Source organism: Streptomyces sp. SID13666, assembly GCF_010548325.1.
GTDB classification, from domain to species: Bacteria; Actinomycetota; Actinomycetes; order Streptomycetales; family Streptomycetaceae; genus Actinacidiphila; species Actinacidiphila fildesensis.
Genome location: NZ_JAAGLX010000001.1, coordinates 799,394 through 822,581, shown reverse-complemented (window position 1 = coordinate 822,581; position 23,188 = coordinate 799,394). Strand labels below are relative to the sequence as shown.

The window sequence follows — 23,188 nt, the reverse complement described above, 5'->3', positions numbered from 1 at the left end:
TCAGGCGGCATCGTGGAAGACCAGGCCCAGGGCGTGGCGGCGGCCGGACCGTACGGTGCTGACGCCGTGCCGCATACCGCCGGCCGACCAGCCCCGGGTGGAACGGATGGGCCGGTCCCGGGTGGTGAAGATCAGGCCGTGCCCCTGCGGCAGGACGGTGGTGATGCCGCGCGACTGGGCCCGGGGCCGCTGTTCGACCAGCAGGAACTCCCCACCGGTGTAATCCGTCCCGTAGGCGTCGAGACCGACGACCACCTGGAGCGGGAAGAGCATGTCGCCGAAGACATCGCGGTGCAGGGCGTTCCAGTCGTCCGGCCCGTAACGGAGCAGGATCTGCGCGGACCTGTCCTGGCCGGCCGCGTGACACATCTCGATCCACTCCTCCAGGTCGTCGGGCCACGGAGCCGGCCGCCCCAGCCGCTGCGCCCAGTCACGGGCGACGGTGAGCAGCCGCGGGTACAGCGCTCGCCGCAACTGCCGTACCGGCTCCGGAAGATCATGGGTGAAGTAGCGGTACTGACCCGAGCCGAAGCGGTGACGGGCCATGTCGACGGTGGAACGGAAACGGTCGGCGTCGTCGTACAGCGCGGTCAGGGCACGGCACTCGTCAGGGGTGAGCAGCGGCGGGGTCACGGCACAACCCTGGGCGTCGAGCTCGGCGGCCACGGCGGTCCAGTCGGCGGCGGCCACCCTGCGGCGAGCCTCGGTGACGGTGAAAGCGGTAGGCATACGGTTCTCCGGAGTGGGTGAGGCCGGATCGATCCGCGATCCGGCCGGCGGCCGGCCGACTGGACCGCGGTCTGCGCGGCTCGGGGTCGTACGGCGGTGGCGGCGCGGTCGGCTGGACGCGCGTCAGATGAGAACGGGCTGCAGGGCCCCTTCGTGGATCAGGAGGTCCTGCTTGCGCTCGACGCCGCCCGCGTAACCGCGCAGCGAGCCGTCGGCCCCGATGACCCGGTGGCAGGGGCGCACCAGGAGCAGTGGGTTGGCCCCGATCGCCGCACCCACGGCGCGGACCTCCGCGCGCTCGACACCGAGTTGATCCGCAAGGTGCCCGTAGGTGGTCGTCGTGCCGTACGGGATGTCGTCCAAAGCCCGCCAGACACGCTGCTGGAACTCCGTGCCCGTGGGCGCGAACTCCAAAGCGAAGGTCCTCGCGCTCCCGTCGAAGTAGGCGCGGATCTGACGTGCCACGTCGGCGAAAACCTCATCGTCGCGCCGCCAGTCCTCCTGAACCACCCCCGCCCCCTTCTGCCCCGGCATCGACAGCGATGCGAGCGCAACGCCGCTCCTTGCCGTGGCGGACGCCTCGCCCACCAGGAGAAGGTCACCGAGCGGACTTCCGGCAATGCTGTAGAGCGTCATGATCGTGGTCCCTTCGTAGCTGTTCTCACCTCCTACTATCCGTGGGACGGAACGCCGGAGCTGGCGGGAATCGGACACGGCGTTCATCGCCCGCGGCCGAGGTCGTGGATCTAATGCAGGCGCTGGAGGCCAGCGGGGGACGTCATGACCAGAGCCGGTTCATGACATCCCTGATCGGAGATCCTGGCGTCAGAGCGACCCGTGTAGCTGTCGACGAACCTCGGAGGCGCGCACATGCCGTCGACATCACCATCACCATCACGGCCGGGTAAGACGGTCTTCAGGCCGCGTTCCGTTCAGGTCAGCGGCTTTCGCCTCTGCCGCAGATGGTGGGCGAAGGAGCAGGGAAACAGCGTCGAAGACGGCACGCACCCTGTCCATGGCGCCGGCTGGACCGAGGGCGGCACTTGTCGCGGCACCCTGCGTGAGCTTGTCGCGCGGAAGCCGGCTGCGGTCGAGTTCCGCGGCGAGTTCGGCCGGGATGAGCCCCGCGTCGGTGGCCCGCTCGATCAGATCCTGAAGCGGGCGATTGACGGCCAGCCGCTCGGCAAGGACATGCTCCAGAGCGAACAGGGAATGCGTGACGGCGACGGTGGCGAACTCATACCGGTAGTAGGAGTGCCGGATGAGCTCGCGGGAGGTTTCCATCACGCTCATCCACCCCGCCGTCGAACAGCTCGGGTGCTTCGGGCTCCTCTTTCTTTCCCAAGCCGGCGAGGAGTGGAATCGAGGGAGAGTCGACGTTGGCAAGGAGAGCATCGAGCCCGGCCTGGATGAGCCGGTCGGATCCCACCTGACGTCCCATCTGGCAGCCGAACGTGCGCTCCTTGGCGAGCATCCGCAGCCTTCGGATCGCCTCGGTCCGGGTCATGTTCGCCTCTTCTGCCGACTGCGGGAAAAGGCATATCCTGTCATCCCGGCGATGCCACTCGGTAAGGGATAAACGCCTTCGACGCGCGGCGAGGCCCGGTCGGTGATGTTCCTGTAGTGGCGGCTACCGGGTGGACGAGTGCGGACAGCGATGGACACTCCTCGCTCCGGTCGGGCCTGGAAAGTGGACACCGCCTGACACGAGTCTGCGTGCATGAGCGTTGCAAGCACGCAGACGAACAGGGAGCAGCCCACCGATCCACTCGGCAGGGAGCGGCTCCACCGCTCGTCCCGGCCGCCGTAGCTCTGCGCCCATCGCCGGTAGCACCCTCCCACCTCCCTGACACACCCCTCCCCCGGGATGCCGACCGTCGGCGGCCCACCGCGGGCCACCACCGGTCGCGCCCGTACCCACACCCCAAGGAGCATCACCATGATCTCGACCTCTCGCCCGTCCCGTGCCATCACCGTGCTGATCGCCGCCGCGGCCCTGTGCGCAACCACCGCCACCACCGCCCACGCCGCAAACTCCGAACACCGGCAGCCGAGGATCGTCGTGGACTGGGCCCGCGCATGGAACGGCACCGACCCGCAGGCGCTCGGCGCCCTGTTCACCACCGGCGGCACCTACGCCGACCTGGGCGTGGGCATCACTTTCCACGGCCCCCAGGAGATCACCGGGTGGAAGGCCCGCGCCGACAGTCTCATCGACAACGTCCACGTCACCGTGCGCACGGCCCACCCCGACGGCAACCGCATCACCGTCAAGGCCGTCTACTCCGGCCACCTCAAGGGCGCGCCCAAGCCTTTCGCCGTGCCGATGACCACGCTCCTCGACCTCGACCGGAACCACTGCCGGATCACCTCCGATGAGGACCACTACAGCCTCACCACCGTCCTGGCCCAGTCCGGCCTGCCCACCGACTGGACCCCGCCCACCAATTGACGTTCGACCAGGCCACGGCCCGGATCACAGGCCCGTATCGGTGCGTCGAGCCCCGGGCAACCGCCCGCGCGCCGGCTGGAGCTCCGGATGCTGTCCGACGTCGAACACAAGGACTGCCGGGGGCTGACGGAGCATGCCGGCCTGGCCCGCCCGCCGGAGGCAACACGTCCTGCGCGGCACGCACCGGGAAGTGGATGCGGCCCGCAAGGCGGATCTCAGGGGGTGGCCAGGCGGTCGAGGGTTTGGATGATGTCGTCCTCGGTCGTGGTCGGGTTGATGGTGCACAGGCGCAGGACGCTGCGGCCGTGCACCGTGGTGGAGGTGACGGCCGCGTAGCCGCTCGCGGCGAGGGAGGCCGCGCGCGTGGCGTGCGCGCCGTCCCCGCCGTGGGTGAGTGCGAAGGTGACCACTCCCAGCTGGGCCGGGGTGACGACCTCCCACCGCGGGTCGGCGCGCAGCCGGCTCTCGGTGAACTCGGCGAGCGCGATGCCCTGCGAGATCGCTGCCCTGATGCCCGCCGCGCCGTACACCCTGAAGGTCAGCCACAGCTTGAGGGCACGGGAGCGGCGGCTGAGTTCCAGCGACCGGTAACGGAGGTTGACCTCGCCGCCGGCCGCGGAGGTGTTGAGGTATTCGGCGTTGATGGTGAACGCGCGCTCCAGCGCCCCCGGGCGCCTGACGAGAACGCAGCCCACGTCGTACGGCTGGAACAGCCACTTGTGGGGGTCGATGACGAGGGAGTCGGCGCGTTCCATGCCCGCCAGGGCGGCTGCGCCGGTGGCACTCAGGGCGGCGGGAGCACCGTAGGCGCCGTCGATGTGGAACCGCAGGCCCTCGGCCCGGCAGAGGTCGGCGATCTCCGGCAGCGGGTCGACGGTCCCGGTGTTGGTCGTGCCGGCGGTCGCGACCACCATCAGGGGCCGACGGCCGGCGGCACGGTCGGCAGCCACCGCCGCCGCCAGTTCCCCGACCGGCATCCGCAGCTGCTCGTCGCTGCGCAGAACCCGTACGTGGTCGGGCGGGAACCCGAGGGCCCGTAGGTCCCGCGCGATGGAGGAGTGGGTCTGGTCGGTGAGATAGGCGACTCCGTCGCCGAGTTCCGCCCGGGCCGCCGCGAAGGCGGTGAGGTTGGCGAGCGATCCGCCGCTGACGAGGATGCCCTCGGTGCCCTCGGGCATGCCCAGCAGCTCCCGGAGCCAGTCGACGACGACCAGTTCCACGGTCGTGGGGCCCGACCCGCCGCCCCAGGACGTCGCGATCGCGTTGTGGCCGGTGCCCAGCCACTCCCCGAGCACGGCCGCGAAGGACGAGGGCCCGGGCACCCGGGCGAAGTACCGCGGATGGTCACCGTGCTGCATGTTGGCGAGCGCCGTGTCCACGAGGGTCCTGATCGCCCGGTCGGCGTCGCCCGGCACCTCAGGCACCGGACCGCCCAACACCGCCCGCAGTTCCTCCGGCGTGCCCTGCTGGATCGCCGGCCCGTCCGCCCGGGACTCGCAGTGGTCGACGACCAGGTCCACGACGAGATGACCGAGCCGTCGCATCTCCTTCGGCGTCATCCCCAGCGCGTCGGCCGGCCGACGCGGGCCCGATCCATGATCCTTCTCCACGCGAACCTCCGGGCAGCCAGGCGACGGGGCACCCGCACGGTACCGCGTGGCCCTACCCTGTCCATCCTCTCCACGGGCATCCCCCAGCAGAGTCAGCCAGTGGAGCGGCACGTCCGGGGCCAGCACCGGTCCACGCCCAGACCGGTCTGTGGAACCAGGCCGGGACTTCGCTGGGATCGGAATCAGCCGGTTCTCTACCTGCTCCCCGGCGCGTCCTCTCCCGCCCGCCGACCGTCCGCCAGGCCCTCGGCTGGTCGACCTATGCGGATCACCGCGTACCGCTCGCCCTCCCCCGGCGGCCGCGTCCATGAACGGGTGGTCAAGGTGTGCAGCCGTCCGTTCACGATGGCATGACGTGGCAGAGACGCACGGAACTCACCGGCCACCGCTTCCAGTAGCGACCGTTCCACCTCGGCCCCGTCCTCCAGGGTGCCGAAGAACCGGCTCGGATCCAGTGCCCTCGGTATTTCCCCGCTCTGTTGGATCTCTCCGTCCGCGTACGTGAATGCGTACTCCTCCGCACCGTCTCGCGCCACCGAAAGGTGGAAGAACGGGTCACCATGCCAGGGCCTCAGGCCGCTCCACACCACCACCGCACGGGTGCCCGCGCTGGCGGCCGCGGCCGGGGAGACGAACCGCCGCTGGTCGAACGGGGCAGGATCGCCGTCGAAGGCGAAGCTCCAATCGGTGCCGGCCCGACCGACCGCCATCAGAGCCCTGTCGTCGTAGGACGAGAACTCAGTCCGGCCGTGCAATGACCTTTGGCGCGCCTCCCCGAGGGTCATGGGTTCGTTCAGCTCCATGCCGTCCCCGTCCGTGAGGCGTCCGGGCAACTCCTCCGGCTCCACGCCCTCCACCAGGACGAACCGGTAGGACGTACGGTTGTTGCCCGGGTCCGGTTCCGCGAGCCACGCCAGGTCGGTGGGGTCGAGTGCGGCCGTCGGCGTCGGTGCCTCGCCCGCCTGCCCGCCCCTCGGCGTGGACAGCAGCTCCCGGCCCCGCTCCGGAGTCAGTAGCGGCCCGAGCACGGGGTCGGCCACCCACCCCAGCGGCGCCAGATGATCCGGTCCCAGCGGTTCCCACAGGGGCAGAGCGTTCATCAGTGTCCGCCAAGCCTCGTCGGTGTCTCCCCACCGTGCCAGCTCCCGCGCCCGCTCGACCGCTTCCCCGAACGGTCCGGCCGCCGTGTACCGGTAGGTGTGGTTCCTCACCTGGTTCAGCGTCGCGTAGGCCGAGGACACCAGGTCGTCGTCGGCGCCCCGCGGAGGGAACGTCAGTGTCGAGTCGGCCCGGTACGAGTGCGCCGCGTGCTCGGCGACCAGCGGGGGCAGCAGCTCGGGAGCGTACTGCGGGTCCGTCACCAGGCCGTCGTAGTCCACCATGTAGCTCTCTCCGAGCAGGCGGCGTATCTGGTCCCCGAGCCCGGCGGCCCGCGGTCTGCTGTACGCCTTGGCCTCGTCCAGCATCTTCACGGCCGCTTCCCAGCCACCGCGCAGCGCCTCCAGCCGGGCCTCCTCCACCAAGGCGTCCAACGTGCGCGTCGTATCGCTGGCGAACAGCGGCTCCCCGTCCCGGCGGTGCACCAGCAGGCTGTGGAACTCCCGGTACATGTCCCGCAGGAACTCGAGGAAGTTCGCGTGCCGCGCGGGCGGCTCGGCCCGCCAGCTCGCCCATGTGTACACGGCCCACTCACCGTTCTCGTCCACGTCCTCGGGATCCATGAGGACGTAGGTGATGTCGGACTCGACATCGAGCTGCAGTCCGCGCCGCCAGATGTCCGCCTCCTGCCGTTCCTCGGGGCCGGCGTCCTCGTCCAGATACTCCTCGAACAGGACCCCGAGTCCCGACTCATCGTTGTGCCAGCGCGCGGCCTCGGTGCCCGCCAGCAACGACACGGACCCGCCCGCATGCCGCAACCCGTCGCTGACCTTGAGGAACTCCCGGTACGACGGGGGCATCCGCCGGCCAAGGCACTCCTCCATGGCTGCGATCCGCTCCTCGGACGCGGCCGGGAACCCCAGCCAGCGCGCTTGCCGCGCGCTTTCGTCGTCCTCGTCCTGCGTCTCGCCGTCGGGCAGGGAATCCGCCCACTCCCCGCTCCACCTGAGCAGGAAGGCCCGCCAGTCGAATGCCGTGGTGTCCGTCATGCGCCCGATGCTGCCACCCGCCACTGACAGTGCTCCGCTGCTTGTTGTGGACAACCGGCCGGGACGTCAGCAGGCGGCGGCCAACGCTGATCGCACGCCGTGGCGCTACTGACCGGCGCAGCAGGGGTGCTGTTCAACACCGCCTATCCGCCGTTCTTCGCCCACCTGGTGCCCCGCTCGTCCTACCTCGACGCGAACAGCAAGCTCAGTGCGAGCCGTTCCGCGTCATACGTCGCCGGCCCGGCGATCGGTGGCGCTCTGGTCCAGGCGCTCACCGCTCCCGTCGCCGTCGTCGTCGACGCCCTGACGTTCCTGGCGTCCGCGATTCTGGTCGGTCGGGGTTCCACCGACGAACCGCCGGCCGCCCCTGACCGAGCGACACCCCCGCTGCTACGGCGTGCCAGGGAGGGGCTGGTATTCGTTGTCCGTCACCCAGTGCTCCGGGCGAGCCTCGGGTGCGCGGCGACCGTCAACTTCTTCACCTTTGTCGCGGGCAGCGGACTGATCGTGCTGTTCGCCAACCGGAACCTCGGACTGACCGCGGGAGTCATCGGCATGGCGTTCGGGATCGGCGCCACCGGCTCGCTCCTGGGCGCGGTGATCGCCCCGAAGGTCGCGCGAAGGCTCGGCGTGGGCCGCAGCATCGTCGTGGGCGCTGTGTTGTTCCCGGCGCCGATCGCCATCGCCGCTGCCGCGGGCGGCCCCCTCTGGTCCCGCGCCGGAGCCTTGGCCCTGACCGAGTTCCTCTCCGGCGTCGGCGTCATGCTCTTCGACGTCAACCTCAACTCGCTTCAGGCGACCGTGATCCCCGATGGCATGCGCAGTCGCGTGGCCGGCGCGTACAGCACGATCAATTACGGGTTGCGTCCTGTGGGCGCCGTCCTCGGTGGCCTCCTCGCTACGCTCATCGGCCTCCGGGCGACCCTCCTCATCGGTGCCGTCGGCGGAGCGCTGTCGCTGTTGTGGCTGCTGCCCTCGCCGATACCCCGCATCCGCTCCCTGGCTGCCGACAATCCGGTACCTCCGGGCAGCGACACGGATGCGGACGCGCGACCCTTGCCTGCCTGACCCGCCGCGGATCGCCTGTGCTACCGGGAATCCATGGCCCCTTCTCGATGATCGGCTGAGCATTCGCTTGGCCAGTCCCCGGAGGAGAGATCATCATGTGGGGATGTCTGAGAACCAATTCTCTGGAGAACCGGCTGTAGTGCGGCTCCCTCGGTACACGAGGACCGAGCAGGACGAGATCCTCGGCGCCGGCGATGATCCCTTCGGTATTGCCGCGACCGGTTTGACCTGGCTGCCCAAGGAAGAACACTTCGGCATCAGACACCGTGACCGGCTGGTGGCACACGCCGGCCTGCTACGGCTGCCGGTTGCGATCGGCGACACGAAGACAGAGGTGGTGGGCGTCGGCGGGGTGGCCGTAGCACCCCACATGCAAGGCCAGGGGCTCGCCCGGCTCGTGCTCGCAGCGGCACTCGACCACGCACGCACGATGGGTCCACAGCACGCGCTCCTGTTCTGCCGGCCCCCTCTCATGCCGCTGTACCAGCGCCTGGGATGGCACCCGCTCGACAGGGACGTCCTTGTCGAACAACCCGACACCCGCTTGGTGACCATGCCGCTGCGGACCATGGTGATCGCCCTGCGCGACAACGCGTACTGGCCTCCGGAGCCAGTGCGTCTGTTCTCCCTCCCGATGTGACGGGCCCTGGCCGCACCGGTTGTCGGCTACGCGGCGGCACCCGGCGAAGGGAACAGGGTCTGCGCCCTTGACCTGGGTCGACCGCTCCGCGCCGATGGCACGGTGCTGCTCGCGTCGGTCACTTCCGCTCCAGCGCGGCCAGCCGCAGCTCAAGTTGGTCAACCCGGTGTCGTAGCAGGGCGACCTGTGCTTCCAGGCTGACTTCCCGTTCCGCCCTGCGCTGAATGCGCGGTGACGCGGCGGCGCGCTCGATCACCGCGTCCAACTGGACCAGGCGCTGCGGCCCGTTCGGGCCGTCCGCCAACCGGGACTGGATCTCGCCGTTGCGGTACCAGGACCGCAGGGCCGAGCGGGAAACGCCGGTCTCAGCCTCCGCCTTGCCCAGCGTGACCCAGGGTGTCTCATCCAGATGCTCGAACAGCTCCAGCTCGTTCTGCCAGCGCGCGAGCCGGTCCTCCCAGTCCGACGGTGACTCCATCACACCCTCCCTTCACCACAGTTACCCTGTCAATAGCAGTGTATTGACAGGGTTGAGACCATGGAACCATGCCATTTGAAAGGTTCACTCCGGAAGCCCGCAAGGTGGTCGTCACGGCTCAGGAGGAGGCGAGGCTGCTCAAGCACAACCACATCGGCACGGAGCACATCCTGTTGGGGCTGCTCGACGCGCCCGACAGCACGGCGGCGAGAGTCTTGCACCGGCTCGGATACAACAAGCAGACGGCGCAGGCCGATATCGCCGCGGTGGTCAAGCCCGGCACGCAGGAGCTGAGCGGCCATATCCCCTTCGCTCCGCAAGCGAAGAAGACACTCGAACTCGCTCTCCGCGAGGCGCAGCAGCTGCACCACACCAACATCGGTACGGAACACATCCTGCTTGCCCTGGTCAGCGAAGGTGAGGGCGTCGGCGCGAAAATCCTTGCCGAGCGGATCAATCCGATCAGCAAGATCCGTGCCGCCGTGCTGGCGTCGTCGGAGGGATCGCAGGACGTCACGGCCGGCCCCTGGCCTGCCGGCACATCTGCCACCGAGGACACCCTGTCCGCCGCCGGCGCGCTGGCCGGTGGCGCACCGGTCGGCAGCCATCACCTGTTGGAGGCGATGCTGCGCACGGAGAACAGCATGGCGGCCAAGGTGCTGCGCGAACTCGGGGTCGACCCGAAGGCGGTCGCCGCCAAGATCGACGCACTGGATCCGGAGACGACCACGGACGCGAACCCCGAGGAAGCCGCCGCGCGCACGATGGAGATCCGGCTGGTCGACGATGAGGTGCACGTGATCCTGCGGGACCCGACAACCGTCACGCTCGCCAAGAAGGTCACCGAGCTGGCCAACGGCCCGATCCAGGGCGTCGGGCCGGTGGCCGGCATGTTCGTCCCGCTCTGGCGGTCGACCAACCAACTGCTGCTGCAGGTCCAACGTGTGCTGGAACCGGAACCCGAAGAGGACGGATCCGCCGCGGGCAACGTGGCCAAGGTCGTACGCGCGGTCCTCGCACCCCGGCTCCGCCGGTGAGCCGGCCGATCAGCGGGCGAGAGCCTGTCGTCGGGACGAGCAAGGACAGCCCGGGGTGCGGTGATTCGGGGTCCCCATGACCATCAGCATCGTTGGCGCCGGCTTGGGCGGCCTGGCCCTTGCTCGTGTGCTGCACATGAACGGCATCGACGCCGTGGTGTACGAACGGGAATCGTCGCGTGGCGCGCGCGGTCAGGGCGGCATGCTTGATCTGCACTCCGGGACCGGGCAGCGGGCGTTGCGCGAGGCCGGCCTGCTCGACCGGTTCCACGCGATTGCCCGTCGTGAAGGCCAGGACCTGCAACTTCTCGAGCCGGACGGCACCCTGCTGCTGCAGGAGCACACGCCCGACGACGCCCCGCTCGAACGCACCAGCGCCGCCGGCCGGCAGTCCGCGCACATCCAGGAAGTCCTGGAGTCGCCGGACGCCGGCCAGAAAATGCTCGCATTCTTCCAACCTGGCTGAAGACAGCCGATCCGACCAGGCAACCGGCCGCCCAGCAAGCCAGCAGAATCACCTGGGGCCACACGGCCGGCGACCACCGACGCAGAGAGCGCACGACATGACCACAGTTCTGATCACCGGCGGCACCTACGGCATCGGGGCGGGATTCGCCCGGCGATTTGCCGCTGACGGGCACGACCTCGTACTGGTCGCCCGCGGCAAGGAGCGCCTGGACGCCGTCGCCGCCGACCTCCACACCCGCTACGGCGTGTGCGTCGACACCATCGAGGCCGACCTGACCACCGTGGAAGGTTGCGCCCGGGTCGAGGACCGACTGCGGAACAGCACCATCGACATCCTGGTGAACAACGCCGGCCACGCCCTCCCGGCACCGTACCCGCGCAGCCCGCTCGCGGACGAAGAGCGGATGATCGACCTCCTGATCCGAGTCCCGCTTCGGCTCACCCAGGCTGCGATCCCCGGGATGGCCGAACGCCGCCAGGGCGTGATCCTCAACATCGCATCCGTTGCTGGTCTCCTGCCCACCGGCACTTACGGAGCGGCCAAAGCCTGGTTGATCCGTTTCAGTGAATCCCTCCGCTTCGACTTCAAGGACCAAGGCATACGCGTCCTCGCAGTCGTTCCCGGGTTCACCCGGACCCCGGGCGCGGCGGGCATTCCGGTCGCCGACTGGCTCTGGCTCGAGGTGGACCAAGTAGTGGAAGAAGCGATGAAGGACCTGCGGCGGGGCGCGCCCGTCAGCATCGCCGGTTGGCACTTCAAGTTGTACGACCAGGCAGTCCGGCATCTGCCGCGCCGGATTGTCGCGGCCATGGCCCGCTCGCGTAAACCGCGGACATAGCCGCCGGCTCTGCATGGCAGGAGGAGATTCTCTGACGCATCAGCAGGACGAGGAGGAGGCGCTGTGACCGTCGATGCCTGGCGCGGAGGGGTCTACCGCTGGAAGACTCCGGAGGCCGTCTGACGGCAAAGCTCAACCTGTGCTCCGACGAGCTCGCCGGGATCGGAAAGGAGACCGACCAGCACCCCGTCGCCCCCGAATGCCGCAAAGGCCACCGTCAGCTGAATCACCTCAGGGCCCTGCCTGCGGGACCCTGACACAAACCCGGAAGCTTCCTGGACGTGCGCAGCAGTAGTCGATGGAGCACCGTTGAGGTGGAGGTACGCCATGAAGCACTACGAGACGCGGATCTTGCTGTACTGGACCGAGGGCCAGTTGGCCCGAGGCTGGACCGACAGCGATCACGACTCGGACGATCCGATGGGGCTCGCCGAAGAGGCCAAGGCCCGCATGCTGAGGATGCGGGCGGCCGGCCAGATGCCCACGCAGGCCGAGGGCTTGACGTGGACAGAGGTGGAGCACGGCGCCGTGCAGGTGTACGGATTCGGAATGGGACATCACGAGACGCCCGTGGCTGAGGTGGGCCTGTTCTGAACTACATGGCCCCTCCTTAGGCGGTAGCGCGCGCTCTGCGAGGTTCTGTCCGCTCTTCCGTAGTGGCTACGGCAGTCTGCGCGACGAAGCACGGCTGTTGGCTCCGGTCGACACCCGGGTGGCCACGTGGATCCGCGCTGTCGCGCCCGGACTCAACCGGACGGTGTGACCGGGGACCACACGCCGAACCACTGCTCGGCACCCCATTCCTCGAACCGTTCCACCGCGGTGAACCCCAGCTTCGCCGCGAGGCGCATCGAGCGCGCGTTGGCGGTCTGGGTGGTGAGCACCACCGGCTCGCCGGGAAGCGCGTCGGCGAACCAGCCGAGTGCCGCTGCGCATGCCTCGGCGGCGTACCCATACCCCCACGCCTCGGGCAGGAACATGTAGCCCAGCTCGGCCTCGCCGCCCTCCGGACGGACGTGACCCGGACGCTCCGCGTCACGCCGATCGAGCAGCTGGATGTAGCCGATCATCGCCCCGTCGAGCTCGACCACGAAGAAGCCGGGGCGCCGCCCGGGCACTTCGGGCACGGTGCGCTCGAGCTCGTCACGCGGCCGAGCGCCGCCGACATACGTGCCGACCTCCGGCGAGGCGGACAGCTCGATGCACGCCGCACGGTCCCGCGCCTCGGACGCACGGAGCACGAGGCGCTCGGTCTCGACCGGGGCAGGTGGCCAAGCGACGTGTCCGGGCTCAGTCATGGCGGCAATCTATCGCGCGCCCGCATGCGGGAGCCCCAGTACCGGCCCACGAGGCGGCCGACCTACCGTCTTCGACAAGCAGACCCGCACGCTTTAGTAGGGCACCGTGCCGCACCAGGTCTGCGCCCAGGCGGAGGCGCCGTACTGGTTGGCCGCGCGTACCGCGACGCAGATCTCGTCACCGGAGAACGGGCCGTTGATCACATACTTGGTGCCGCTGGTGGACAAGATGCTGTCGACGTTCTTCGTGGTGAAGTTGCTGCCCTTGTTGGTGTAGTGGATGTCGTACCGGGTCGCTCGGGAGATCGCCGACCAGGACACCGTGAGCGGCATGTTGCACGCGCCGACGCAGGAATTGTTGTACGCGACGTTGTAGCCCGTCATGGCGGGCGGCCGGGAACCGGCGGGCGTGGTGGCGGGCTTGGTGGCCGGCGAGGTCGCGGGCGGCCTGGGGGGCGAGCCGACGGTACTGGACGGGCCTCCGCCGCCCGGGCCCGAAGGGCCGGACCCACCTCCGGACCCGCTGCCGCCGGCGGTTGGACTGCTGTTGCCGCCACCCCCCGGCGGCGCCGAACTCCCAGCGCCCCCCTGGGCGTTCTGCCCACCCGTGACGCCCTGTGTTGTGGCGGGCGAACCACCTCCTGTGCCGGGTGCGTTACTGCCCGCAGGAGCAGCACTCACGCTGCCGGACGGCGGCTTGGCCTCCGCTCCGGCCCCGCGGCCGCTGTCGTAGGTATGGAGCAGCGCGGCCGTGCCGCCACCGACGGTGATAACGGCGACGATGGGCAGCACGATGAGCGTGCTCCGCCGACGGGGCCGCCGTTCGCGCTCCCCTGTTGTGGCGCCCCCTGGGGCCGGCATGACGTCGGGGGTCCCGCTCTGCGGCCGCAGCCCGACGGTCGCCCGGTCCACCGGCTCCTCCCGAAGCGGCGCCGCCTCGTCGTCGAGCAGCCGGGCGGAGTGCTGCGCGAGATGCGCGACCACCGCGGCAGGCAACCACGTGCCGAGCGTGATGAGGGGACGCGTCCGCTCGGGAGCGTCCAGCAGCTCGTCGACGCTGGGCCGTTGGGCGGGGTCCTTGATCAGACACAGGGCGATGAACGCCCGCAGCGAGGCGTCCTCGACGCCCGTCAGATCGGGCTCGCCCTCGACTATCTGGAACATCACGGCGTGCTGGTTGCTGGCCCCCTGACCGAACGGCAGCTTCCCCGTGGCCGCATACATCAGCACACACCCGAGGGTGAACACATCGCTCTTCACCCCGGCGCGCTGCCCGCGCACCTGCTCCGGCGACATGAACCCGGGAGAGCCGACGACCATCCCCGTACTGGTCAGCAAGGAGTCGACGGACGTTTCGAGCGCCCGGGCGATTCCGAAGTCGATCACCTTCGCGCCGTCCACGGTGAGCATCACGTTGGACGGCTTCAGGTCGCGGTGCACGATCCCGGCTTCGTGAATGTCCTTGAGTGCCTTCAGCAGCCCGAAGGTGAGCGCGTGCAGGGACGCGGCCGGCAACGGCCCGTGCCGCCGCACGACTTGTTCGAGCGAGAGCCCGGGAACGTACCCGGTGGCGACCCACGGCGGATTGTCGTCCGGATCCGCGTCGAGCACCGGCGCCGTGTACTGCTCCCCGACCCGCCGCGCCGCGTCGATCTCCCGCCGGAACCGCGCCCTGAACTGCTCGTCGGACACGTGCTCTTCGTGCACGACCTTCACCGCGACGGTCCGCCCGCTGTCCGACCGTGCGAGGAACACCCGCCCCATGCCACCGGCACCGAGCCGCCCGAGCAGCAGATACGGACCGATTCGCGCGGGGTCGCTCACCGCGAGCGGTTTGATGCCCCCGTCGAGATAATCGTCCCGCTCGTCGTGTCCGTCCCCGTTCGCACTGCTCATGATGGCGTGACTCCCCCGGATCTTCTCGCCTGGTCATCGGCGTAACTCACCTGAGAATAGACACTGTTGATGTACCTGGTGAAGGAGGGGACGCGCGGGACGGCCGGGACGGTTCTCCGCACGGCTCCCGGACGGTCGGCCGGAGGGCCAAGAACATCAGCGGCAGGCGCAGCGGTGGGGCATTAGCTCTCCTCAGCGGTGTTTCCCGCGAGCGCGGTGACCGGAAGAGTTCATCGGGATGCTGCTCGCAGTTGAGTGAGTCCTATGCGTGGTCATCACGCTCGAGAAGTCGCTCGAAGCACAGAGAACTCTCCGTTCCTGCATAGGCACCGAAGTTCGGGATCCGTTCGTAGCCGGCGCGCGTGTAGAAGCGGACCGCATCGGGCTGGGCATCGCCGGTCTCCAGCCGAAGGCTCGTCCAGCCTCGCTCACGCGCCCAGTCCTCCAGCGCGCGGAGGATCCGCAACGCGATACCTGAGCCGCGCCAGGCCGGGGCAACATACATGCGCTTCACCTCACCGACCCCGTCCCCGAGGTGGCGCAGTCCCCCGCACCCGACAGCGGTGCCGTCGTCCTCACGAGCCATGAAGAACGTCGCGATGTCCGCTTCCGACGGCGCCGTCCCAGGTTCGCTGTCCGGGGTTCCGTAGCGCACGGCGATCTCAGCTCGCTGCCGGACGCGAAGGGAGGTGGCGTCCGGGTCCGCCCACGGGACCTGTTCGATCTTCATGTCGCGGATTCTGACAAGCATCGATTTCCGGCAGGTAAACCCATCCGCTCTTGTCGCAGGCCATGCACGGAACCCACCGCGCACTCGCCCAATCCAGCGATAGCACCACACCTGTTGCGCCCGCTGATTCCGCAGCCGCTGACCTGAACCGTCCCGTTCACAACACGCGGCTGTGATCTGGCCTGCCGGTGCTGCGGCGCCGTGCTGGGACAATCGCGAACGTGACCGATGAGAGAGCCGTCCCGGACGCCGCGGACGCCGTTCGACCGCTGGAACTCTTCTTCGACCTGGTCTTCGTCTTCACCATCACCCAGGTCGCCTCCATCCTCGCCGCCGAACCCACGCTCCTCAGTCTGAGACGCGTGGCCGTGCTCCTGGTGATCATCTGGTGGATGTACTCCGGCTACGCCTGGCTGACCAACGCGCTCGATCTGGACCGCACCGGCCCCCGCCTGCTCCTCCTGACCGGGACGGCGGGGTTCTTCCTGATGTCGATGGTCGTACCGAAAGCCGCCGGAACGGGGCCCTGGGCGCTGATCTTCGGCGCAAGCTACCTCGTGGTCGTCACCGTCCACCTGGTCGGATTCATCGGCACCTCAGGGCACCGCGGCATCCTCCGCGTCGGACCGCTGAACCTGGCCAGCGCCCTGGTGGTGCTGGCCGCCGGGTTCGTGCCGCCGCACGCACGGTTGTGGCTCTGGACGCTGGCAGCCGCGATGGAGGTGATGACACCCTTGGTCACCGGGGTCGGCAAGTTCGCAGTCGGTGCCGGGCACTTCGTGGAGCGCCATGGACTCGCGGTGATCATCGTCCTCGGCGAGTCGATCGCCGAGGTCGGCGCGGCGACATCGCGAGAGACCAACGTGACCACCTCCATCGTCGGTGCCCTCCTGGCGCTGGTACTGAGCGCGGAGATGTGGTGGCTCTACTTCGACCGCGAGGAACGAGAGAGCGAAGCACGGCTGGAACGCGTCCCGGCGGATCGCCGGCCGCGCGTCGCCGTCTACTCCTTCGGGTACGCCTACTACCTGATCATCCTCGGCATCGCGGTCGCGGCGGTCGGAATGGAGAAGGCCATCGACGAGTTCCACCACTCCTCCCACCACCTCGCGGCCTTGCTCCTACCGCTCGGGATCTGCCTCTACCTGGTCGGACTCGCCTGCTTCCACCGCACACTGGCGGCCAACTGGTCCCGACCCCGACTCACAGCAGCGCTCGCCGTCGCGGCACTCGTCACCCCCGCCGCACGCTGGAACAGCGGCGCCGTCGCGCTCGCGACAGCCGCCCTGGTGCTGCTCGCACTCATCGTCTGGGAGAGCGGGCAGTTCCGGCAGAACTGGGGTGGAAGGGGAGCCGGCATGGGGGCGCTGAGCGTCAAACCACGGACGCCGAACCCCGGCTGATCTGGTCCGAGGACCCCACCCTCACTTCGCACCCCAACCCCTGGGGAGTTCTCTGAGGGCGTTTCCGGCCCGGGGCGTTGCGGTCGCCGCGCATGCAGAGCCAGCGAATTACCGGCTCCCGGCCCAACGCTGGAGCACCCGTAGGGTCTGAGCCATATTCTCGGCCACCGCGTGCTCCCGCCATGGAATCCGGAAGCAGAATGCGGCAGCTCAGATGGATGGACGGGGGATATTGGGCACTTGCTGATCTATCTGAGCTGACGGCGGATGTCTTGACGCACCTGAACCGACCGGGGATGTTGAGTCCCGCCCGGCCGCCGGCCGGGGCAGCCATCAAGCCGGGAGGTTCACCATGAAGTCGACCACCGCTCTCAAGGCCACCAAGAAGATCACCGTCCGCCGCACCGGCGACATCCGCCTGACGTCGGCCGCTTGTCAGTGCCCGTACAGCGCCAACGCGTAACGGTAGCGCGGTACATCCAGCCCGGGCGCGCCGGATCACCGGTGCGCCCGGGTACGCCGGGTGCCGGCCGATACTGGGGAGCGATGTGAGCGGATCCACCCTTGCGGTGTACGAGTTGAGCTATGTCCCGGAGGGTGACGGGGTCGTCGTCGGTCGGCTGGACACCGGCACCTACGCGGTCTTCCCCGCCGACGGCGCCGAGTTGCTCCGGCAGCTCTCCGAGGGCCTGCCACTGGACGAGGCCGCCGAGTGGTACGAGCGGACGTTCGACGAGCCGGTCGACGTCGAGGACTTCGTGGCCACGCTCAACGACCTGGGCTTCGTCCGCGACGACGCTGCGGAACCGGAAGAGCCCGCCACCGAAGTCCGCTTCCGCCGGCTGGGCCGCGCCGCCTTCTCGCCGGTGGCCTGGCTCTGCTACCTGGCCGTCGTGGCCGGCTGGCTGGTGGCCGTCGCCCAGCACGGCGAACTGCGGCCCGCCCCCTCGCAGATCTTCTTCGTCAAATCGCTGCTGACCGTCCAACTCGTCATCACCTTCGGGCAGATCCCGCTGCTGCTCGCCCACGAGGGCTTCCACATTCTCGCCGGACGGCGCCTGGGCCTGCCGACCAAACTGCGACTGAGCAACCGGCTCACCTACATCGTGGCCGAGACGCAGACCAACGGTCTGATGAGCGTGCAACGCCGCAAGCGCTACCTGCCGTTCCTGGCCGGGATGGTCTGCGACGCCGTGGTGCTGGGAGTGCTCGGGCTGATCGCGGCGGCGGGCCGGCACGCCGACGGCAGCTTCCCGCTGACCGGCCGGGTCTGCCTGGCGCTGGCGTTCACCGTGGTGATGCGGATCGGCTGGCAGTTCCAGCTCTATCTGCGCACCGACCTCTACTATGTCTTCGCCACCGCGCTGCGCTGCTACGACCTGCACGACGCGGCCAAGGCGCTGCTGAAGAACCGGATCTGGCGCCTGCTGCGCCGCCCGGAGCGGCAGGCCGACGAGGAGCAGTGGACCGAACAGGACCGCCGGGTCGGCACCTTCTACGGACCGTTCATCCTGCTCGGCTTCTGCGTGCTGGCCACCATCACCGTCTTCGCCAGTATCCCGGTCACCGTCAGCTACTTCCGCATCGCCGCCCAAGGCATCGGCTCCGGGCACGTCGATCCGCACTTCTGGGACTCCCTGCTGTCGCTGGGCATGAACGTGGCCCAGGTCGTCGTGCTGCTCGTGCTCTCCCGGCGCAAGCGCCGCGCCTCGTACGGGGCCGCCTCGGCGCCGTCGTCCCGCTCCCTGTCCACGACCTCCCCGAGCGAAGGGTGAACTGACATGGCCGGTCATCGCAGGATCATGGGCGGCAGCCCGGCGGCGCGGCCCGGGTACCCCGGCACCGGGGAGCACGCCGTCGTGGCCCGCTGCCACCGGCGGCTGCGCGGCCCCTACACCGGAGTGGACACCGTACTGCAGGCTGTGCTGCCCGAGGCGGTCCGCCGGTGGCCCGAACTGGTCGAGCACCACCGGGTGGAACTGCTCTACGGCATACCCGAATTGGCAGAGCTGATCGGGCCGGCCCCGCGCACTCTGGCGAACGAGTCCTCCATCAAGGAGCGCACCCGGTTCTTCGGCGCCGGGATGATCCGATGCATGAGCCAGGGCATCGTCACCTTCCTGCTCGAGTACGCCCGCCGGATGCAGTCCTGCGGCGAGCCGGCCCCCCGCCTGGTCTTCGACGAGGTGGCGGAGGCGGAGCCGACCACGCAGGAGTTCATCGCCCTGCTGGTACGCCGCGCCGACCCGCAGCATCTACAGGTGGTGGTCCGCGGAGCCGAGGGCGAGCTGCCGGACGAGCTGGCGCGGGTGCTGGACCGCTGCACCGAGCGGACCGACGCCGGGGCGCCGCCGCCCGAAACCGCAACCCCGCGTGGCGAAGCCGGGTCGGCCGCATTGGCCGAGGCCTACGTGTCCGGCGACGGCACGAGCGGCGATCCCGCCGAGCAGCTCGCTTACCAGCAGACGGAGCCTGACCTGCGCGCGCGGCTGCACGACCGGCGCGCGCAGCAGCTGGAGGACGTGTCCCCGGGTTGGGGCGTCCGGGTCGGCGCCCTCGCCTACCACCGCGAGCACGGCAGCGATCCGTCGGGCGCCGGTCGGCTCGCCCTGCTGGCGGCCCAGCGCTACTGCGTCGAGGTCGGCTTCTCGGCGATGGTGGTGGACCTCGGCCTGCGCGGCCGGGCCGTCACGGACCCGGACGCCGAGCAGCACGACTTCTGGGACTTCACCCAGCAGGCGGCGCACGCCTGCGTCCCGCTCGACCGGCTGGACCAGTCGATGGAGCTCTACCTGGACCTGCTCCAGCGCTACCCGGACCCCAAGGTCCACATGATGACCAGCTACTCGATCGCGATGCTGCACACCCGCTTCCTCCGGCCGCGTGACCACGACCAGGCGCTGCGCTGGCAGAACAACGCCGCCGCCATCGCCGGCATTCTGCCCGACCCGGCCGAGCGGCTCACCTTCAGCGTCTTCCACGACAACGGCCTGGCGCTGGTGGAGATGCACCGGGGCAACCTGGGGCGCGCACTGGAACTCGTCGAGTCCTGCCTGGCCAGACTGGACGCGCAATTGACCAACGACGAGTGGCAGTTGCACCGCTCGCAGTTGCTGTACAACCGGGCCAGACTGCTGACGGCCACCGGCCGGCTGGACGAGGCGTTCGCCGACTACTCGACGCTGGTCGACCTCGACCCCTATTACACCGACTACCTCTCCGAGCGGGCCCGGATCCACCGCTCGCGCGGCGACTTCGCCGCCGCCCTGGCCGATTACGACCGCGCGGTACAGCTGGCTCCGCCGTTCCCCGAGCTCTTCTACAACCGCGGAACGGCGCGCGTCGAGAACGGCGACACCGACGGTGCGCTGGCGGACTTCGGCTACGTCCTGGAAATGGAGCCGGATGACGTCGACACCCGGCTCGCCCGGGCCGAACTGCTCCTGGACCTGGAGGAGTTCGACGCGGCGGAGGCCAACATGGCAGCCGGCCTCCAACTGCGGCCCGCGGACCCGCGACTGCTGTGCATGCGCGGCACGATACTGCTGCAACGCGGTGCGCTCACCGAGGCGTTCGAAGCGCTCAACTCGGCCGTCGACCTCGACCCGGACTATCCCGCGGCCCTGCTCAACCGCGCCGTCGTCCACTACCAGCAGGACCGATACCAAGCTGCCGTCCAGGACCTCACCGCCACGCTGGACCTGGTCGGCGACGACCCGGACGTGCTGCTCAACCGCGGCATCGCCTACCAGGCCGAGGGCCAACGGGACCTCGCACTGGCCGACTTCGACCGCGCGCTGACCCTGCCGGGCGCGGACGTCACGGAATTGAAGGAGCAGCGCGAGCACTGCCTGGCGTGAGGGTCGGTGGGCCTGAGCCGCGGAGGGACAGCGGGCGAACGGATGGTCGACGGCGACCGCATCCCAGACCCTGGGGCGCGAGGGTCAGCCGCCCTGACCGGCGCTGCCGACGGCGCCGACCTTTACCGGGGAGCCGCGGCCGTCCGTGACAGGCAGCATGGCGGCTCCCGGCCACTGGAGCGTGACCGTCTTCGTCTCGTCCGGCGGGGTCACCAGCAGCCCCGTGATGCGGACGCCGGAGCCGCCCGACTTGTTGATCGGGTAGTCGATACCGAAGTACGTCGACTGCCCGTCCTTGAGGATGGTCGAGTTGGACTGCTGCCCCGTGGACTGCAGATGCGGTGCCACCCACCTTGTGGTGATCTCGCTGGAGGGCGCCGAAGTCGTCGCTTCGGGAGGCAGCTACCTGCGTGCCGGATTCGAGCTGGTCGACTGGGCGGCCACGACCGTGTTCGACGGTGTCGGCGCCTTCCGCTTCCACCTGGTGCCGGACGCCGACCGTTCACTGCTGGATGGCTTCCTCGAACTACCGGCCCCCGCACCTTCGGCGCCTGAGCCGTCATGCCCCGTGGGGCCCGGCGCAGCCTGCGTCGGCAGATCTGGCGGTCGCTGGCCCGCCGTCGTCCTCCACCCTGCGGCCGGTTAGTCGATACAGAACTCGTTGCCCTCGATGTCCTGCATCGGAATGCACGAATCATTGCCGTCATAGAGCGTTTGCACGTGTACCGCGCCGAGCGGGACCAGCCGTGCGCACTCGGCCTCAAGTGCGGCGAGGCGCTCTTCACCCACGAGACCGGTGCCGACCCGCACATCAAGATGCACCCGATTCTTGGCAGCCTTCCCTTCGGGGACACGCTGGAAGTAGAGTCGCGGGCCCACACCTGAGGGATCACTGCAGGCGAACCATGAATCCCGCTGCTCAGGCGGCTGCGAGCGCTTGAAGTCATCCCAAGTGGCAAACCCCTCCGGGGGCGGCGGTACGACGTACCCCAACACCTCACACCAGAAGCGAGCGAGGCGCTCAGGTTCTGCGCAGTCAAAGGTGACTTGGAACTTCTTGATCGCTGACATCGGCGCACCATATCAAGAGGACTCTGCGGCTCATTTCCCAGGTGAGTCCCCGTGCCGGCGAACAGTTACGGGGCAATCCTCAGGTCGCCGATCGGTATGAAGCAACCGCTCGCCCTCGCCGGGGACAGCAGGGCTGAGGGCAGTCCGGGGACTCCGCCGCCTGCACCTCCTCACCTGGCTGTATCGAGGATCACAACGACCTATGGGCGGCTGGCGGAATCCCGAGACGAGCGGATCGGTTGCCATGGGGGGAGCTCGATGCATATGCACATACCGACCGTTATGCACCTTCTTCTCATTGTTCTTACCGTTCCTCCTCCCACAAGGAGCCCTCGTGTCCCCCACCGCCCCTGCCGACCGCGCGGCCCGGATCCTGTCCCGGCCGGTCTCGCTCAACGGCCTGACCGTCCGGAACCGGATCGCGATGGCACCCATGACCAGGATGTTCTCCCCCGGCGGTGTTCCCGGTGAGGACGTGGCCTCGTACTACGCCCGTCGCGCCGCGGCGGGTGTCGGCCTCATCATCACCGAGGGCACGTATGTCGGTCATGAGTCGGCCGGGCAGAGCGACCGCGTTCCGCGCTTCCACGGTGAGGCGGAACTGGCGGGCTGGGCGAAGGTCGCCGACGCCGTGCACGCTGCGGGAGGCGCGATCGTGCCGCAGTTGTGGCACATCGGCATGGTGCGCAACGCGGGGGATCCTCCCTACGCGGACGCACCGGTGGTGGGCCCGTCCGGGATCAGCACGGAGGGCGCCGAGGTCACCGGTAAGGCGATGACGCAGCAGGACCTGGACGACGTCGTCGAGGCGTTCGCGACGGCGGCTGCCGACGCCGAGCGTCTCGGTTTCGACGGGGTCGAGCTGCACGGCGCGCACGGTTATCTGATCGACCAGTTTCTGTGGGCAGGCACCAACCGCCGCACCGACGCGTACGGCGGCGACCCGGTGGCCCGTACGAAGTTCGCGGCGGAGATCGCGGCCGCGGTCCGCGCCGCCGTCTCCCCCTCCTTCCCCATCCTCTTCCGTTACTCGCAGTGGAAGCAGCAGGACTACCGCGCGCGCCTCGCCGCGACCCCGCAGGAGCTGGAGGCGATTCTGACCCCGCTGGCGGAAGCCGGGGTGGACGCCTTCCACGCCTCCACACGGCGCTACTGGGTTCCGGAGTTCGACGGCGCCGACCTGAACCTGGCCGGCTGGACGAAGAAGCTCACCGGCAAGCCCACCATCTCCGTCGGGTCGGTCGGCCTGGACGGCGACTTCCACAAGGCTTTCCAGGGCGAGGGCGCCGCCGTCAAGGGCATCGACGACCTCCTCGACCGTATGGAGTCCGAGGAGTTCGACATGGTCGCCATCGGCCGCGCGCTCCTCAACGACCCGCAATGGGCCACGAAGGTGCTGGACGGTCGGTTCGGAGAGCTGGCGGCCTACGACCCGGCGTCGATGAAGTCCCTCACCTGACGT

The 23,188-nt window shown here is 69.3% G+C and carries 22 protein-coding genes and 2 pseudogenes; 12 read left to right on the top strand and 12 right to left on the bottom strand.

The window, feature by feature from the left end; all coding sequences use genetic code 11:
• The 4 genes from G3I60_RS03925 to G3I60_RS03910 all read right to left on the bottom strand — a co-directional run bounded on the left by G3I60_RS03925 (nt 1) and on the right by G3I60_RS03910 (nt 2,236).
• Complete coding sequence (locus G3I60_RS03925) at nt 1-729, bottom strand: 2OG-Fe(II) oxygenase (RefSeq protein WP_138351734.1); 729 nt, start codon at nt 727-729, stop codon at nt 1-3.
• 123 nt (nt 730-852) lie between these two features.
• Nucleotides 853-1,365 (bottom strand): methylated-DNA--[protein]-cysteine S-methyltransferase, encoded by a 513-nt coding sequence (locus tag G3I60_RS03920; protein ID WP_164292207.1) that lies wholly within the window; start codon nt 1,363-1,365, stop codon nt 853-855.
• 258 nt (nt 1,366-1,623) lie between these two features.
• Nucleotides 1,624-2,022, bottom strand: coding sequence for a hypothetical protein (locus tag G3I60_RS03915; RefSeq protein WP_239069463.1), 399 nt, complete (start codon nt 2,020-2,022; stop codon nt 1,624-1,626).
• Nucleotides 1,967-2,236 (bottom strand): hypothetical protein, encoded by a 270-nt coding sequence (locus G3I60_RS03910; RefSeq protein WP_203671957.1) that lies wholly within the window; start codon nt 2,234-2,236, stop codon nt 1,967-1,969. The genes G3I60_RS03915 and G3I60_RS03910 overlap by 56 nt, the downstream gene beginning before the upstream one ends.
• Before the next feature lie 432 nt (nt 2,237-2,668).
• Between G3I60_RS03910 and G3I60_RS03905 the strand changes: the two genes are divergently transcribed.
• Nucleotides 2,669-3,181, top strand: a complete 513-nt coding sequence (locus G3I60_RS03905; RefSeq protein WP_164292208.1) for a nuclear transport factor 2 family protein — start codon at nt 2,669-2,671, stop codon at nt 3,179-3,181.
• Between the two features lie 215 nt (nt 3,182-3,396).
• Here the strand turns inward: G3I60_RS03905 and G3I60_RS03900 are convergent, their stop codons facing one another.
• A complete protein-coding gene (locus tag G3I60_RS03900) occupies nt 3,397-4,791 on the bottom strand; it encodes an aminotransferase class I/II-fold pyridoxal phosphate-dependent enzyme (protein WP_203671954.1) in 1,395 nt (464 codons plus the stop codon).
• Between the two features lie 194 nt (nt 4,792-4,985).
• Complete coding sequence (locus G3I60_RS03895) at nt 4,986-6,938, bottom strand: SMI1/KNR4 family protein (RefSeq protein WP_164292209.1); 1,953 nt, start codon at nt 6,936-6,938, stop codon at nt 4,986-4,988.
• A gap of 99 nt (nt 6,939-7,037) precedes the next feature.
• Between G3I60_RS03895 and G3I60_RS03890 the strand changes: the two genes are divergently transcribed.
• Both G3I60_RS03890 and G3I60_RS03885 read left to right on the top strand, forming a co-directional pair.
• The gene (locus G3I60_RS03890) at nt 7,038-8,006 is read left to right on the top strand and encodes an MFS transporter (RefSeq protein WP_343240746.1); all 969 of its coding nucleotides are present in this window, start codon (nt 7,038-7,040) and stop codon (nt 8,004-8,006) included.
• A 103-nt stretch (nt 8,007-8,109) separates the two neighbouring features.
• Nucleotides 8,110-8,646 (top strand): GNAT family N-acetyltransferase, encoded by a 537-nt coding sequence (locus tag G3I60_RS03885; RefSeq protein WP_164292210.1) that lies wholly within the window; start codon nt 8,110-8,112, stop codon nt 8,644-8,646.
• 118 nt (nt 8,647-8,764) lie between these two features.
• Here the strand turns inward: G3I60_RS03885 and G3I60_RS03880 are convergent, their stop codons facing one another.
• A complete protein-coding gene (locus G3I60_RS03880) occupies nt 8,765-9,124 on the bottom strand; it encodes an excisionase (RefSeq protein ID WP_138351741.1) in 360 nt (119 codons plus the stop codon).
• Between the two features lie 68 nt (nt 9,125-9,192).
• On the opposite strand from G3I60_RS03880, the gene G3I60_RS03875 reads away from it, so the two are divergent.
• The 4 genes and pseudogenes from G3I60_RS03875 (at nt 9,193) to G3I60_RS03860 (ending at nt 12,062) form a co-directional block, all read left to right on the top strand.
• Entirely contained in the window at nt 9,193-10,161 is a 969-nt protein-coding gene (locus G3I60_RS03875) for a Clp protease N-terminal domain-containing protein (RefSeq protein WP_164292211.1), read from the top strand.
• Between the two features lie 76 nt (nt 10,162-10,237).
• Nucleotides 10,238-10,531, top strand: a pseudogene (locus G3I60_RS03870) (FAD-dependent monooxygenase); the annotation flags it as partial.
• A gap of 193 nt (nt 10,532-10,724) precedes the next feature.
• Nucleotides 10,725-11,468 (top strand): SDR family oxidoreductase, encoded by a 744-nt coding sequence (locus tag G3I60_RS03865; protein WP_164606488.1) that lies wholly within the window; start codon nt 10,725-10,727, stop codon nt 11,466-11,468.
• A 327-nt stretch (nt 11,469-11,795) separates the two neighbouring features.
• Nucleotides 11,796-12,062: a hypothetical protein gene (locus tag G3I60_RS03860; RefSeq protein WP_164292213.1), complete on the top strand. Its 267-nt coding sequence runs from the start codon at nt 11,796-11,798 to the stop codon at nt 12,060-12,062.
• A 152-nt stretch (nt 12,063-12,214) separates the two neighbouring features.
• Here the strand turns inward: G3I60_RS03860 and G3I60_RS03855 are convergent, their stop codons facing one another.
• From G3I60_RS03855 to G3I60_RS03845, 3 genes are all read right to left on the bottom strand, one after another.
• Complete coding sequence (locus tag G3I60_RS03855) at nt 12,215-12,766, bottom strand: GNAT family N-acetyltransferase (protein ID WP_164292214.1); 552 nt, start codon at nt 12,764-12,766, stop codon at nt 12,215-12,217.
• 93 nt (nt 12,767-12,859) lie between these two features.
• Nucleotides 12,860-14,662 (bottom strand): serine/threonine-protein kinase, encoded by a 1,803-nt coding sequence (locus tag G3I60_RS03850; RefSeq protein WP_164606475.1) that lies wholly within the window; start codon nt 14,660-14,662, stop codon nt 12,860-12,862.
• 262 nt (nt 14,663-14,924) lie between these two features.
• Nucleotides 14,925-15,392 carry a GNAT family N-acetyltransferase gene (locus G3I60_RS03845; RefSeq protein WP_164292216.1) on the bottom strand — a complete coding sequence of 156 codons (468 nt, stop codon included), beginning with the start codon at nt 15,390-15,392 and terminating at the stop codon, nt 14,925-14,927.
• Between the two features lie 221 nt (nt 15,393-15,613).
• Here G3I60_RS03845 and G3I60_RS03840 point away from each other — a divergent pair, with 221 nt between their 5' ends.
• The 3 genes from G3I60_RS03840 to G3I60_RS03830 all read left to right on the top strand — a co-directional run bounded on the left by G3I60_RS03840 (nt 15,614) and on the right by G3I60_RS03830 (nt 20,655).
• Entirely contained in the window at nt 15,614-16,795 is a 1,182-nt protein-coding gene (locus tag G3I60_RS03840) for a low temperature requirement protein A (protein ID WP_164292217.1), read from the top strand.
• Between the two features lie 548 nt (nt 16,796-17,343).
• Nucleotides 17,344-18,570 (top strand): hypothetical protein, encoded by a 1,227-nt coding sequence (locus G3I60_RS03835; protein ID WP_164292218.1) that lies wholly within the window; start codon nt 17,344-17,346, stop codon nt 18,568-18,570.
• 6 nt (nt 18,571-18,576) lie between these two features.
• Complete coding sequence (locus tag G3I60_RS03830) at nt 18,577-20,655, top strand: tetratricopeptide repeat protein (protein WP_164292219.1); 2,079 nt, start codon at nt 18,577-18,579, stop codon at nt 20,653-20,655.
• An 84-nt stretch (nt 20,656-20,739) separates the two neighbouring features.
• On the opposite strand, the pseudogene G3I60_RS03825 reads toward G3I60_RS03830, so the two are convergent.
• Nucleotides 20,740-20,982 (bottom strand): annotated as a pseudogene (locus tag G3I60_RS03825) (DUF4232 domain-containing protein); the annotation flags it as partial.
• Between the two features lie 31 nt (nt 20,983-21,013).
• Here G3I60_RS03825 and G3I60_RS03820 point away from each other — a divergent pair.
• Nucleotides 21,014-21,301, top strand: a complete 288-nt coding sequence (locus G3I60_RS03820; RefSeq protein WP_164292220.1) for a hypothetical protein — start codon at nt 21,014-21,016, stop codon at nt 21,299-21,301.
• Here G3I60_RS03820 and G3I60_RS03815 read toward each other — a convergent pair.
• A complete protein-coding gene (locus G3I60_RS03815; protein WP_164292221.1) occupies nt 21,298-21,726 on the bottom strand; it encodes a VOC family protein in 429 nt (142 codons plus the stop codon). The genes G3I60_RS03820 and G3I60_RS03815 overlap by 4 nt on opposite strands.
• A 334-nt stretch (nt 21,727-22,060) precedes the next feature.
• Between G3I60_RS03815 and G3I60_RS03810 the strand changes: the two genes are divergently transcribed.
• Entirely contained in the window at nt 22,061-23,185 is a 1,125-nt protein-coding gene (locus tag G3I60_RS03810) for an NADH:flavin oxidoreductase (RefSeq protein WP_343240747.1), read from the top strand.
• The last annotated feature ends 3 nt before the right edge of the window (nt 23,186-23,188 follow it).